This window comes from Mesonia ostreae, from assembly GCF_031845265.1.
Taxonomy (GTDB): domain Bacteria; phylum Bacteroidota; class Bacteroidia; order Flavobacteriales; family Flavobacteriaceae; genus Mesonia; species Mesonia ostreae.
In genome coordinates this window covers 44,097-57,562 of the sequence record NZ_JAVRBG010000001.1, presented here as the reverse complement: position 1 = coordinate 57,562, position 13,466 = coordinate 44,097, and the positions used below count along the sequence as shown (strand labels likewise).

Here is a 13,466-nt window from a genome sequence, read left to right as displayed (position 1 = left end):
CAGAGAAAAAACAGCGCTAGATTTGAACAAATATCTTAAAATAATACAAGATTCTTTTACGGGTTATTTCAATTATTTGGTAGAAGAAATAGCTAATCCCTCTTTATACAATTATTTCTACTGGCTCATAGGATTATCACTTTTGGTTTGGGTTTTAGAAATTGTGATTCCGTGGAGAAGAAATCAGCGTATTTTAAGAAAAGATTTTTGGTTAGACAGTTTCTATATTCTCTTTAATTTCTTTCTGTTTTCACTAGTAGGCTACAATGCCATCTCTAATGTGGGCGTAGAATTGTTTAATGATGTTTTATCTTTATTTGGGATTACGAATCTGGTGGCTATAGAGGTGCAACACTTTCCGCAATGGGTGCAACTGCTCATTATGTTTGTCATTGCCGATTTCATACAATGGAATGTACACCGACAGTTACACCGCCGACCGTGGTTGTGGGAATTTCACAAAGTGCACCACAGTGTAAAAGAAATGGCCTTTGCCGCGCAATTTAGATTCCATTTTATGGAAACTATCTTTTATAAATCGGTGCAATATATTCCCTTGGCAATGATTGGCTTTGGAATTCAGCAATTTTTTGTGGTACATATGTTTGCCGTTTTTATAGGGCATCTTAATCACGCTAATTTAGGTTGGAGTTACGGTTATTTTGGCTATATTATCAACAATCCAAAAATGCACATTTGGCACCATTCTAAAGAATTGCCAGAGAAATTTAAGAAAGGAATGAATTTTGGTCTTTCTCTTAGCATTTGGGACTATTTATTTAGAACCGCTTATATTCCGAAAAACGGAAAAAATATAGAATTAGGTTTTGAAGGAGATGAAGATTTTCCAGGTGGATTTGTCCATCAAACCATGCATCCCTTTCAGAAGAAACATTATAAAAATTAATAAGATGACACTTAAACAGTTTAACGACAAGGCATTAGCGCATTATTCTTACGCCATAGTTTCAGATGGTAAAATGTCAGTAATAGACCCTTCAAGAAATCCGCAGCAATATTACGCTTACGCGGAAGAGCAAGACGCTAAGATTGTAGCCGTGATAGAAACACATCCGCATGCCGATTTTGTAAGCAGCCATTTGCAAATTCATAGAGAAACCGGAGCGACTATTTATGTAAGTGAATTATTAGGAGCAGAGTATCCTCATAATAAATTCGATGATGGCGATCATTTTTCTATTGGAAACATAAAATTATCTGCCATTAATTCTCCAGGACATTCGCCAGATAGTATTTGTATTTTGGCAGAAGAAGCAGATGAAAAAGTACTTTTTACAGGCGACACGATTTTTATAGGAAATGTAGGTAGACCAGATTTAAGAGAGAAAGCAGGAAATATGCGGGCAAAGCGAGAAGAGCTAGCGAAAGCTATGTACGATACGCTAACGACAAAATTTAATGATTTACCAGACGAAACCGTAATTTATCCTGCACACGGAGCAGGTTCTCTCTGCGGAAAAAATATGAGTGATGCTTCTTCGTCCACTTTAGGACAAGAACGTTTAAGCAATTGGGCTTTTAAAGAGCAAACCGAAGAAGAGTTTGTTCAAGAAATTTTAAAAGACCAACCTATGATTCCGCATTATTTTGGTTTTGATGTTGATACCAATAAAGTAGGAGCCAGCAATATAGAAAAAAGTTTAGGAGAAGTATTTCGACTCATCAATAGATCTCAAGTAGATCAAAATATTACGGTGGTAGATACCAGAGCAATAGAAGATTTTAAAGCAGGTCATTTGCCTAATAGTATTAATATTGAAGCCATTAGAGAAGCACAAAAATTAGAAACTTGGTTGGGAGCAATTGTTAGACCGGGAGAACCATTTTACTTAGTGGTAGATTCAGTGACTAATTTTGATAAAAATCTAGAACGAATTGCAAAAATTGGTTACGAAAAACAACTGAAGGGAATACTTACTATTGAGCATCGCTTATTAAAAACTTCAGCAAAAATATCGGGAGAGAAGTTAAAAGGAAATGAAAAAGATTATACCATTGTAGATGTTAGAAACAAACCCGAAGTAGAAGAAAATAAGCCTTTTAAAAGTTCTATCAACATACCGCTACACGAACTAAGAGAAAGAGCGCATGAACTTCCTACAGATAAACCTGTTGTGGTACATTGTGCCGCAGGATATAGAAGTGCGGCTGGAAGCAGTATTTTAGAAAATAAACTTCCTCAATTAGAAGTGTTGGACTTAAGCAACGACATTAAAGAGTTTTTGTAAAGATTCTTTAAATAATATATTTGCATAAAAAAATCCGTCTCCAAGCTAAACTATTAGCATTAAGACGGATTTTTAAATTTATAATAGGAGCAAAAATTTTGCTTACATTTTCTTAACAAATTTGGTAAGAATAACAATTTGTTGTCCGTCAACTCTTCCTTCCAAATGCTCTTCATTATCGTGAACCAGAGAGACTCTTCGTACAGCCGTACCTCTTTTTGCCACCATACTAGAACCTTTTACTGGTAAATCTTTAATGAGAACAACGGTGTCACCCGCTTCTATCACAACTCCGTTGCTATCTCTATGTACCAATCCTTTTGGAGCTTCCTCTTCTTCTACGCCAGCAGATTTCGCCCAAGTTAACGTATCTTCTTCCATATACATCATATCTAGCAAATCTTGCGGCCAACCTTCATCTTTTAAACAGGTGAGCATGCGCCAAGCTACTACTTGTACCGCAGGAGTGGTATTCCACATACTATCGTTAAGGCATCGCCAATGGTTAGGTTCTATTTTTTCAGGATCTTGTAATTGATCAAAACAAGTTTCACAAGTAAGCACTGTGGTATCTACCTTGAGTTTTTCTTCTGGAGGAACAGCGTAAATTTCTAGGTTTTCTTTATTTCCGCAGAGTTCACATTTAGAATCTGCGCGTTGCATTAAATCTTGGTCTAAGCTCATAATAATTTTATAAAAAGTAAAGATAGCCGTTTTTTAGAGTTTCTACTTTAAAATTTCTAATAGATACGTACTAGTTTTGCTTCCGCGGAAGCGAAATTTTTAACTTAATTGAACTATTCTTTGTCTTTTTCTGCTTTTCTTTCTTCTTTTTCCTTTTTACGCTTTTCCTTACGTTCTTCTTTAGCTTTCTTTTTATCGTCTTTTTTACTTTCTTTAAAAGCATCTTGATATTCTATATTACCATCAACGCTTCCCGTAAACGCCTGAATCCACGCATTTTTAAAAATATTTAAAACGGTAGGTAAAATTTTGGTTCCTGCTTCACTAAAATCCCCTTCTATTGGCACTTTGGTAGCCACCGTATCGGTACCTTGATTTTTCAAAATAAATTTAAAAACGCCCACAAAGCCTTCCCATAACGTTTCTAAAAAGCCATCTTCTTTTCCTATTAACTTGGTATCGGTTAAAAGAGGTTTAACGTATCCTTTAAGGTGAGCGTCTGCAATAGCAAATTCAGTGAAAACACCAACAGTTCCACTTTCAAAATCTAGACCGGCATAAAAACTAGTAAACTCATTTAAGGCTGTTGCATCTACGTCTTCCAAGGAAAGAGACATATCTAGGTCTGGTATTTCTTTAATAAGATTAATTTTTCCGTCCAAATTTAATTTCCCATTTCCAATACTTGTTCCGGTAGCCGTAATCGTAGACGGAAGCACTTTTTCTGTCTGCTTTACATTGCGCAAATTTTTAGCACTTAGTCTTAAATTATGAATGCTTAAATCAATATTAGGGTCAGATTCTAACTGTACAAAAGCAAGTTTCCCATTATAAATATCAAAACTATTAATGTCTAGCGGAACAATATCTGTTAAAGCTTTTGTCCAATCTTCGGTATCTGCTTCTCCCTCATTAGGAGTTTCTTCTTGATCTTCTAGAACATAAATAATTTCTGGATTGTGCATCTCAATCTCGGTTACAATTTTACCTTTAAAGAGAGACCTCCATTCAATAGAAATATCGGTCATTGGGAAGTTTAAAAATGGGACTTCACTTTTAGCAGTTATTTTATTGAGGTATAAGCCTTCCAATTGGTAAGCACCACGCCATAAAGAAAGGTCTACGTCTTCAATTGCACCGTGGTAACCAGGAATATCTGCTAAAACTTTATTGAGGTTATTCTTGACCAAAGTTGGTAGATACAGGCGAAACGCAATGAGTAAAATAATAAGTGCTATAGGGATTATATATCTTTTCTTCTTAAATCTTTTTCGATGCTGCCGCTTGTTCATGCCTCATATTTTAAGCTAATTTGGATTTTTTTAGACTAACTTCAAGTTAAGAAACTCACAAAAGTAGGATTTGAAGAAAATGCGACTTCAGTAAGTATTAATTTCCTAAGATGCGATTTCCTAATTCTCCCATTAACTCTTTGGCTTGTTCTCTGTCTTTTTCGACTTCTTCTACCTTTATACCTGTTGGAGTTCCTATAAGTTCATAGCTAAAAACAAACTTATCTTCTGTAGGAGAAAAACCTAAGACGCCAAACCTTAGATCATTAAAAAATAAGCCTTCTTCCTTCTGAGTAATGGTATACCAGCCTTCAGTAATTTTAATAAGTTGTTGTACTTTTTCTTCTTCTTTAAGTTCTCCGAGTAGTTGATGTTGCTTGGGATAGTTAGCAAATTTAATAGGCTGAGTATCAAAAATCGAGTAATGCCCAATGAGGTAGGCATTTGGCGTATCTACATTCGCCGTCCATAAAATGCTATTAAAAGCAGAAGGTTTGGTTTGTACGGAAGTATAATTAACTCCTTGATTATCTAAAGCTTGTATAAATTTTGGATACGTATAGGCTTTTAGAAGAAGTGTAATTATTAAATACGAGGAGCTTAAAATGAGTCCTAAGTGATTTATTTTTCTTCGTTTAGTGGCCTCTTTAGGTAATCGCATGGCCCAAATCACACAAATTAAAAACGGAATGGTATATAAAGGATCGATGACAAAAATATTTTTATACGCTAACCTCAGGTCGAGCGGCCAAAACAATTGCGTTCCCCAAGTGGTATGGGCATCGAGTAGGGGATGAGTCAAAAAGCCCCAAAAAAATAACCAAGACCATTCCTTAAAAGAACCTAATTTTTCATAACGAGAAACCAGCCAGCCAAAAATAGGCGCAAATAACACCGAAAAAAAGATAGAATGCGTAAAGCCTCTATGTATTTCTAGCGCATTTACGGTATGGGTGAAGTGGGAGGCTAATACATCCAAATCTGGAATGGTACCCGCAATAGCTCCATACAACATGGCTTTATTGCCTACTTTTTTTCCTAAAACTACTTCTCCTACAGCAGCTCCTAAAACGATTTGGGTAAGTGAATCCATATTAATCTACAATTTCCATTTTTTTAAGCAAAAAAGAAGCATTCATATTCTGGCAAATTCCATCTTTAAATTTATAATCAAAAAAGAGTTCGTTGTTTACTATTTCAGCATCAAAATAATGATTTTTCACCTGAGGTAATTCTTTAGATACCTCACAAAGACTTAAATCGTGTGTGGCAATAATGCCTGTAGAATGAGAACCGACTAATTTTTCTATAAATTTTTTAGAACCAATGGCTTTATCAGTACTGTTGGTTCCTTTTAAAATCTCATCCAGAATAATAAAATAACGATCTGTTTTAATTTCTTCCACGATAAATTTTAGACGCGTCAATTCTGAAAAGAAATAAGAAGCCTCGTCTGCCAAACTATCTACGGTGCGCATACTCGTAATCAATTTAATGGGCGAGTATTCACAAGTTTTAGCACAAACAGGTAAACCTATATTAGCCATCATGATTTGTAAAGAAACCGTTCTTAAGAAGGTACTTTTTCCCGCCATATTGGCACCCGTAATGATAAAAAAATCTTCCTTTTTGATTTGATAATCGTTGGTGACCGCCTCTTCAGGATCTATTAAAGGGTGCACCGCTTGAGTGGTTTTTATGGTATTTTCATCTTCATTAATAATAGCAAACACATATTCTTGGTGATTCAGGGCAAAATTCCCCAAAGAATTGTACGCATCAAAAAAGTCGATTACTTGAAACCATTCGTCCACTTCTTGACGGTGATTCACAATCCACCGTTCTAACTTCAAAGATTGTTGTAAATCCCAAAGTAGAAATCCGTTTCCAAAAACGCCAAAGAGTAAATTATTTCGCTGGTCTAAGGCGTCAATTGCCTTAGAAAAACGCTTTAAAGTTTGTGAGGCTTTGTGTTTATCATTGATGATTTTCTCTTTTTCTTTTTTTAATAATTCTCTGCTAAACTCTTCTTTCTCTAGTAGCGCTAATAATTGATAATATTGTCTAAAGGTTTCTTGCACTTTGCTCACCCGAGAAGAAAGCTCATTAATGTTTTTTAGGTATCTGCTGGTGATCACTAAACCTAAAATCATCCATCCTAATAAAATATATCCCGAAATTAAATCTGTAAAATAAGCCGCAATTACTGCTATAGAAAGTACAGAAAAAACTTTGGGCAGCCACGAAATAAACGAAGGCACAAAAGTTTTGTATTGCTTGAGCCAATTTAAAATGATATGTGTGCTGGTTTCTACTTTTACCAATTGCGCCACCGCAGAAAATTCTTGTCTAAATTTTACTTTTTCGGCAAGTTCTTGAATTGCGTTTTGCTTCTTCGGAATAAAATTGATGTGGTTACTGGTTAAAAGTTGCGCTAATTTCTTTTTTCCTGAAGCTAAAGCAGACCGGTTGAGGTATTGAAAGAAAGAGCGATTCCCAAATAAATCTATATCCTGACTAAAATGATGAAGTGAATTTGCAAATTCTTCCCCAGTAGGGAGCTCCTGAAAATCCCGATTTAAAACTTTGATTTCTGTTTCATTAATGCCAATTAAAGCCTCTAACTTTTTCTTTTTCTGCTGAAGGTTGGCGTGCCTCGATACTAAAAAAATAAATCCGATAATCGCACCAATCACAGTCCCAACAATTACTTTGGTGTTTCCAAAGAAGTGATACACTAAAAAAGCTAAAAGCAAAAAAAGAACAAGCCTCAGCATGCTAGATACAAAAAGTTGTTGTTTTAGTTTTTTAAGTTGGTAACTGTACGTGAGAATATAAGAAGAATAGGTGGTATGTGGGTCTTGCATGGTTGCTTTTACAATATTTCTGCTAAAATAAGTATCTTTATAAATTAATTAGGAATTATGAGGAATTATTATATTAAAGTAATGCAAGTAACTAGCTTATTTTTGCTGACATTTTTAAATATAAATGCACAAAACGAAGATCGATTTAAGTTTGAAAACAGCCAAACAATAGAAGAATATGTCAACACTCATGCGTTAGATTTTAAAAATGAGGATGTGTTCGTTTTTAATGATTTTGAAGCATTTATAAAATTTAATAATGAGGGTTATTTGGCAGGTCCGCTAGTTCACGTTTTTAATGATAAAGGTCTTTATTTGGAAAGTATTGAACCTTACGAAGTAGAGAAAAAGCTTTCTAACTTTAAGAAAATAAAGAATAAACCTTCTAAAAAAGCAATTCTTGTAGATGATTGGTTTAATAATTTGGTTAATTATAAAACTCAAGAACCTATAGTTAAAAAAGATAAAGTAGATTATTATTTTGTTTTAAACTGGGCTCTTTTTCTTAAAAAACCAGATAGTGTAAAAGAACTTTCTAAATGGTATAAAGTTCTGCAAAGGCAACAAACAGATAGAGACGAAAATATACATATAGTTTTATTAAATATGGATTTTCAAGATTCTTGGAATATGTCAAAAGAAAAAAGAGAACATTTATTAAAAGTCTCTAATCAATGAAAAAACTAACTCTTTTTTTAGCTATATTATTAGTGTTTATAAATATCAAGGCACAAAATATAAATACTGAAACAAAACCTGTTTTAAGTTTTGATGTTTTATCTATTGATGATCTTAAGCAATTAGTGTTTAGTTCTAAAAAGAAACTAAAAGTTGTTTATTTTTTTAAAACAGGATGCCCGTATAATGTAGAATCGATGCCTACTATCAATACTTTTTATAAAGAGCAAATATCAAATCTTGATTTATTTGTCGTAAGTTTTGGGAATAAAAAAAATAAGCAATATTTACAAGACTATTTATTTTTTAAGGGATATCAAATTCCTGTATATATAATAGATGACTCAGCTATTTTTAATAATAAAAAATATAAAAGAGTAGTAGAAAACTTATGTGATTCCTGTAATCAAAAATCTATGGGGTATGCAGATTTCTTTATCTTAGATGAAAATAATAACTTGATAGTTCAAAGTAATTGCAGTCAAAATTTAGATGAACATATTCAAATATTAAAATCTCAATTGGATTGATGACTCTTCAACTCTTCTTTTTGTTTTTTAGTCAGCTTGCTAACCACGAGCTCGTAGCTGTGATTAATAAAACTTTGAATGTTTTTAGTTGTAAAATGAGGTCCGTTAAGGATTACGGTGTTCCAATGTTTTTTGTTCATATGGTAACCTCCATAAATTTCTTCAGGATATTTCTCACGGAGTCCGATGGCTTTTTCTGGATCACATTTTAAGTTAATACTGTGATCTCCTTTTTCCCATTTTTTTAGGTTGGTTAAAGCAAATACTTTGTTCTTTACTTTAAATGCCAAGATGTGCTCATCAAAAGGAAAATCTTCTGTAGCGGCTTTTCTGGAGAGGCAGTAATCTCTTAATTCATCAATTTCCATACTTACAAATTTTCGATGGCATCTTTTCTCTTATCTTGTAAAGGAGCTGTCGTGTTATTTCCTATTTCTAAGGAAGAATAATCCAATTTCCAGTTGATGGTTTCTACCAGTTTTTCCATAAGCTGAATGGTTTCTAAAGCTTGGTTAGAAGCTTCGTTTAGCAAGCCGCTGTTTGGGATTTTCTCTACAATATATTGTTTAGCCTCCCGGTTAATATCAGTTAAATCTGAAGAAGTAAACGGGTTGGCCCAGCCTTCTTTTTTATCGTAGTATTTAAAATCTGTTTCAATAGATAAAAGCTCGGGGAGAGGAAAATTACTTAAAATAATAGTTTTCTTTTCCACATCAGAATTCATTTTTATTTTGGTCAAATCAAATCCAATATGCGCTTTCGCTTCAATAAGCACCAAGGCTTTTTTGCTTCCTAAAAATAAGTTGAGCCATTTGTCTTTTACATTGGCGTAATGGTAAATTTCAGAAAAATCTCCTTCTACCGTAATAAATTTACAAACCGCTCTAATTTTCTCCATCAACACCACAGATTGCTGTTGCTCTTTTTCCTTCTTTTTACTCTTATTAAAAAATGAGTAGATGAGATAGGCAACAATGGCTCCGGCAGCAAGGCCTATAAATAGTAATTCCATAAGTTAAGATTCAATTTTGTACAACACCGGTTTGCTTGGGCTCGCATCATTGTGAAACGATGCGATTTGTAAATTAAGTAAATAATTTCCATCCTCCACCGTTGGAGGCACATAAATCATTTCAGTAATTGTAGCTTTAAGTCGGGTGTTATTGGGATAATCCCAAAAGGCGTGGTGTGCCAATAGCTTCCCGTCGTCTTTTTCTTTATCTACAGAGGGTAAATCAATCAGCAAATGCTCTACGCCACAAGCTCGCAAATAAAGTGCCGCTTCTTCCAAAAGATAAGGCCAATTGGTGTGGCTGTAATGCATGCTTCGTTTTTTTTCTGAATTGGGTAAATTTCTAATAACAATAGCTTTTGCTTCTCCTTTACGGAAATGTTTTTCAATTTGCTTTTTGCTGAAGACCAAATCTTCTCCACGAGCTTCTGGCGTTAAGCTAACCACTTTGGCCGAAAAGAAAAACTGCTGTAAACAATCGTTAATGCTATAAAACTCTTTGGATATATGTCCGACGCATTCCGTGTGGGTTCCGTGGGCATGCGGATTAAATGCGATGTTATTAAAATTAACCGAAGCGCCTTCACTTACTTTCGCAATCCAATCGCCATCTTGCACAGGTTGAATTTTTGGGGCATCCAAATACCAAGCCGTAGGATTATTTTCTTCGGCGCTAAGCCTTAAAGAAATATCTATAGGCTCATTAAGGTTAACATGAATTTCTTTTTGATCTAATAGTATAGTTGCTTTCATTAGCTTGGTTAGGCTTACGAAGATACATAATTCTTATTTTAAAAAAGAAAAATGAACTTATTGCAAGAATTTTTTAACCACAAATAAAAACCCAATAAAAATCAGAAAGCCCAAGAGAACGAATAGGCTGCCTTTATAGTATTTTTTATGTAATTTTAAATCTTTACGATAGCTAATTATTATAATAATAACAAAAGCTACGACAAAAAAGCCCGCAAAAAAAAGTTGTCCTTGGGAAAACATACAGATAATTTTTATGCAAAATTAAGACTATAAAACTTATGAAGGAAAGAATTGATGCGGTAAAATAATTTCACGAAGCATTTGGAAGATTTAATTACTTCACATGTTAAATTCTACTGAAGGAAAAATAGTAAGAGTATCAATCTGAAACAGGAAAGCTGACTCAGGGAAACCCATATTTTGGAACGATGAAAAATTATAAAAAAGCACTCCACTGGTTCAAACTGAATCTAGAACGCGTTTTTACAGAAAAAAAAAGCGCCGTAATTACAGCGCTTTAGATATTATGAAGTCTTAACGGCATAGCGCCAATTAAAAGGATCTTCTGCCTTATTGGCTTGAATATCCTGAAGTTTCTTTTTTAGCTTTACATTGTAAGCATCTTCTACTTCTGGAAGGTCATAAAAAGTGCCGTCTTGTTCAAAACCAGAAATCTGAGCGATGGTCGCTGCGGTTCCTGTTCCAAAAATCTCTTTAAGACTTCCATTTTTAGCAGCCTCTACAATTTCACTCACTTTTATTTTTCTAACCTCCACATCAATTCCTTCATGTTTCGCTAATTGAATAATGCTTTTACGGGTAACCCCATCTAGAATACGATCACTGGTAGGAGCGGTAATTAATGTATCACCAATTCTAAAAAAAACATTCATAGTTCCTGCTTCTTCTAAATATTCGTGCGTATTAGCATCGGTCCAAATTACTTGTTGATAACCTTTTTCTTTAGCCAAATTAGTTGGGTAGAAAGAAGCACCGTAATTTCCAGCAGCTTTTGCATAACCTACACCTCCGTCGGCAGATCTACTATAATGATCAGATATTAAAACTTTTACTGGCGTAGCATAATAAGCTTTCGCAGGACAGCAAATAATCATAAACCTATATTCGTTAGAGGGAGAAGCCGAAACTCCATATTCTGTTCCAATCGCAAACGGACGAATATATAGCGAGTTACCCTCTCCTTTCTTTACCCACTCTTGATCCAAATCTAACAAAGTTTCTAAAGAATTAAAAAAATAATCTTTAGGAAACTCAGGAATAGCCATACGCTTAGAAGAAATATTGATGCGTTCAAAATTATCTTCAGGTCTAAAAAGCCATACTTTATCATCGTCATCTTTAAAAGCCTTCATGCCCTCAAAAACTGCTTGTCCGTAATGAAAAACTTTGGAAGAAGGCTCTATTTCCATAGGTCCATAAGGCAAAATTTTTGGCGTTTGCCATGCTCCATCTTTGTAATCACAAATCATCATATGATCTGCGTAAGACTTACCAAAAACTAAATTATCAAAATCTACTTGGTCTAAACGGGATGACTTAGCCTTAGTAATATCAAGGCCTTTTTGTGGAGTATTCATGAAATATTATTTAATTTTTACAAAAGTATTAAAATAAAGACATAAGAAAAACTAATGTATTTCTTAATTTCGCAAATATAAACAAATCATTGATAAGGGTTTAAATTATGAAAAAATTAGTTTTAATGTTCAGCGCCTTGGCTCTTATAGCTTGCCAAGACAATACTAAGAAAAAGGATGCTTCCAATGAAATGCAAGATGAGAAGCAAAAAGAAATTATTGCAAGTGCAGATATTTCTTATGCCAGTTTCGGAGAAAAAATAGATAAGGAAGGTGTGATTTCAGCTTCAGAAATGAAAGAGAAATTTACTTCTATGAAAACTGGAGACACCCTAGACGTGAAGTTTAAGACAGAGGTAGAGAAGGTTTGTAAGAAAAAAGGATGTTGGATGTCTGTAAAATTAGATGATTCTTTAACTTCTTTTGTTCGTTTTAAAGACTACAGTTTTTTTGTACCATTAAATGCTGAAGAAAGAGAAACTATTCTAGAAGGTAAAGCTTTTGTAACCGAAACTTCTGTAGATGAATTGAGACATTACGCAAAAGATGCTGGCAAATCTAAAGAAGAAATAGCGGCAATTACAGAGTCTAAAACAGAATATGCTTTTATGGCAACCGGAGTTTTAATGGAAGAGCCCACGCAAGAGTAATCATGAAGAAAATATTCTACTTTGTTTTCTTAAGTAGTTTGATTGCTTGTAATAACAAGACGGAGGACAAAAAAGAAAAGGATATAATTAAGAAAGAGGAGCCTTTTCAGCTATATCAAATGTCTGAAATGGCTGCTTTTATGGAAAATATGTACGTAGATCACCAGCGTATAAAAGGTGAAATCCAAGCAGGCAAAAAAGTAGATTCTCTACACTACGATTTGTCAAAGCTTTTTTACGCAAGAATGACAGATAGTACAGACCGCGATGCCGAATATGAAAGAAAGGCAAAACTGTACGTAGAATATGAGGAGAATTTAATTGGCGATAGCCTTCAGCAAAAAGAAAACTACAACAAGGCTATCAATATGTGTATTAGTTGCCATCAAATAAAATGCACGGGACCCATACCAAGAATTAAGAAATTGCTTATCCGTTAAGTTTTGAAAAGAGAGATAATGACTACCGCAGATGGTTCTACAACCATCCATATACCCGAATGGAATGAGCAATATCATTCCAAACACGGCGCTATTCAAGAAGCTTATCATGTATTTATTAAAACAGGATTTAATCACTTCCCCAAAGAGATTTCTCCTATTAAAATTCTAGAAATAGGATTTGGTACCGGTTTAAACGCACTCATCACCAGTCTAGAAGCAAAAAATCAAGATAGAAATGTGGAGTATTGCGGGGTAGAAGGTTATCCTGTTTCTTTACAAGAGATGTCGCAGCTTAATTATGCTACTGCTTTAGATCACGCTTCCGCGGAAGTGTATTTTCAAAATATTCATGAGGGAGACTGGGAAGAGAATTTTGAAGTTCACGATCAATTTCAATTGATCAAGCAAGAAAAAATGTTTGATGAGATTGAGAATAGAAACGAATTTGATCTTATTTATTTTGATGCTTTTGGTGCCAGAGTACAACCCGAATTATGGGATGTAGCTATGTTTCAAAAAATGTATGAAGCATTAAAAGAAAACGGAATTCTAGTTACCTATTCGGCTAAAGGAAGCGTAAGGCGTGCTTTGCAAGAAGTTGGTTATACAGTAGAAAGACTCGAAGGTCCTCCAGGAAAAAGAGAAATGCTGCGCGCAACGAAAGGGAATTTATAATTTAATCATAAAGTTTAATTTTTGGTTGTTAA

Annotated in this window: 15 protein-coding genes; 7 read left to right on the top strand and 8 right to left on the bottom strand. The window is 34.2% G+C overall.

Annotation, left to right across the window (positions count from 1 at the left end; genetic code table 11):
- Positions 1–22: 22 nt before the first annotated feature.
- Complete coding sequence (locus RLT85_RS00315) at positions 23–907, top strand: sterol desaturase family protein (RefSeq protein ID WP_311400379.1); 885 nt, start codon at positions 23–25, stop codon at positions 905–907.
- 4 nt (positions 908–911) lie between these two features.
- The gene (locus RLT85_RS00310) at positions 912–2,249 is read left to right on the top strand and encodes an MBL fold metallo-hydrolase (RefSeq protein WP_311400049.1); all 1,338 of its coding nucleotides are present in this window, start codon (positions 912–914) and stop codon (positions 2,247–2,249) included.
- 102 nt (positions 2,250–2,351) lie between these two features.
- On the opposite strand, the gene RLT85_RS00305 is transcribed toward RLT85_RS00310, so the two are convergent.
- From RLT85_RS00305 to RLT85_RS00290, 4 genes are all read right to left on the bottom strand, one after another.
- Complete coding sequence (locus RLT85_RS00305) at positions 2,352–2,933, bottom strand: PhnA domain-containing protein (protein ID WP_311400048.1); 582 nt, start codon at positions 2,931–2,933, stop codon at positions 2,352–2,354.
- Between the two features lie 113 nt (positions 2,934–3,046).
- Positions 3,047–4,225 (bottom strand): DUF748 domain-containing protein, encoded by a 1,179-nt coding sequence (locus RLT85_RS00300; protein WP_311400047.1) that lies wholly within the window; start codon positions 4,223–4,225, stop codon positions 3,047–3,049.
- Between the two features lie 97 nt (positions 4,226–4,322).
- Entirely contained in the window at positions 4,323–5,318 is a 996-nt protein-coding gene (locus RLT85_RS00295; RefSeq protein WP_311400046.1) for a metal-dependent hydrolase, read from the bottom strand.
- A 1-nt stretch (position 5,319) separates the two neighbouring features.
- Positions 5,320–7,092 carry a MutS-related protein gene (locus tag RLT85_RS00290; RefSeq protein WP_311400045.1) on the bottom strand — a complete coding sequence of 591 codons (1,773 nt, stop codon included), beginning with the start codon at positions 7,090–7,092 and terminating at the stop codon, positions 5,320–5,322.
- Between the two features lie 57 nt (positions 7,093–7,149).
- Here RLT85_RS00290 and RLT85_RS00285 point away from each other — a divergent pair, with 57 nt between their 5' ends.
- Positions 7,150–7,770, top strand: coding sequence for a hypothetical protein (locus RLT85_RS00285; RefSeq protein ID WP_311400044.1), 621 nt, complete (start codon positions 7,150–7,152; stop codon positions 7,768–7,770).
- Positions 7,767–8,300: a TlpA family protein disulfide reductase gene (locus RLT85_RS00280; protein WP_311400043.1), complete on the top strand. Its 534-nt coding sequence runs from the start codon at positions 7,767–7,769 to the stop codon at positions 8,298–8,300. Before RLT85_RS00285 ends, RLT85_RS00280 begins: the two co-directional genes overlap by 4 nt.
- Here the strand turns inward: RLT85_RS00280 and RLT85_RS00275 are convergent.
- The 4 genes from RLT85_RS00275 to RLT85_RS00260 form a co-directional block, all read right to left on the bottom strand.
- Complete coding sequence (locus tag RLT85_RS00275; protein WP_311400042.1) at positions 8,288–8,668, bottom strand: MmcQ/YjbR family DNA-binding protein; 381 nt, start codon at positions 8,666–8,668, stop codon at positions 8,288–8,290. The genes RLT85_RS00280 and RLT85_RS00275 overlap by 13 nt on opposite strands.
- A 2-nt stretch (positions 8,669–8,670) precedes the next feature.
- Positions 8,671–9,312, bottom strand: a complete 642-nt coding sequence (locus RLT85_RS00270; protein ID WP_311400041.1) for a DUF4230 domain-containing protein — start codon at positions 9,310–9,312, stop codon at positions 8,671–8,673.
- A gap of 3 nt (positions 9,313–9,315) precedes the next feature.
- The gene (locus tag RLT85_RS00265) at positions 9,316–10,065 is read right to left on the bottom strand and encodes a cyclase family protein (protein WP_311400040.1); all 750 of its coding nucleotides are present in this window, start codon (positions 10,063–10,065) and stop codon (positions 9,316–9,318) included.
- A gap of 527 nt (positions 10,066–10,592) precedes the next feature.
- On the bottom strand, positions 10,593–11,666 hold the full coding sequence (locus RLT85_RS00260) for a branched-chain amino acid aminotransferase (RefSeq protein ID WP_311400039.1): 1,074 nt from the start codon (positions 11,664–11,666) through the stop codon (positions 10,593–10,595).
- A 107-nt stretch (positions 11,667–11,773) separates the two neighbouring features.
- On the opposite strand from RLT85_RS00260, the gene RLT85_RS00255 reads away from it, so the two are divergent.
- From RLT85_RS00255 to mnmC2, 3 genes are read left to right on the top strand one after another with little or no spacing between them, the layout of a single operon-like run.
- Entirely contained in the window at positions 11,774–12,316 is a 543-nt protein-coding gene (locus RLT85_RS00255) for a DUF4920 domain-containing protein (protein WP_311400038.1), read from the top strand.
- 2 nt (positions 12,317–12,318) lie between these two features.
- On the top strand, positions 12,319–12,756 hold the full coding sequence (locus tag RLT85_RS00250; RefSeq protein WP_311400037.1) for a hypothetical protein: 438 nt from the start codon (positions 12,319–12,321) through the stop codon (positions 12,754–12,756).
- 3 nt (positions 12,757–12,759) lie between these two features.
- Complete coding sequence (gene mnmC2 / locus RLT85_RS00245; protein WP_311400036.1) at positions 12,760–13,434, top strand: tRNA (5-methylaminomethyl-2-thiouridine)(34)-methyltransferase MnmC2; 675 nt, start codon at positions 12,760–12,762, stop codon at positions 13,432–13,434.
- Positions 13,435–13,466 lie beyond the last annotated feature (32 nt).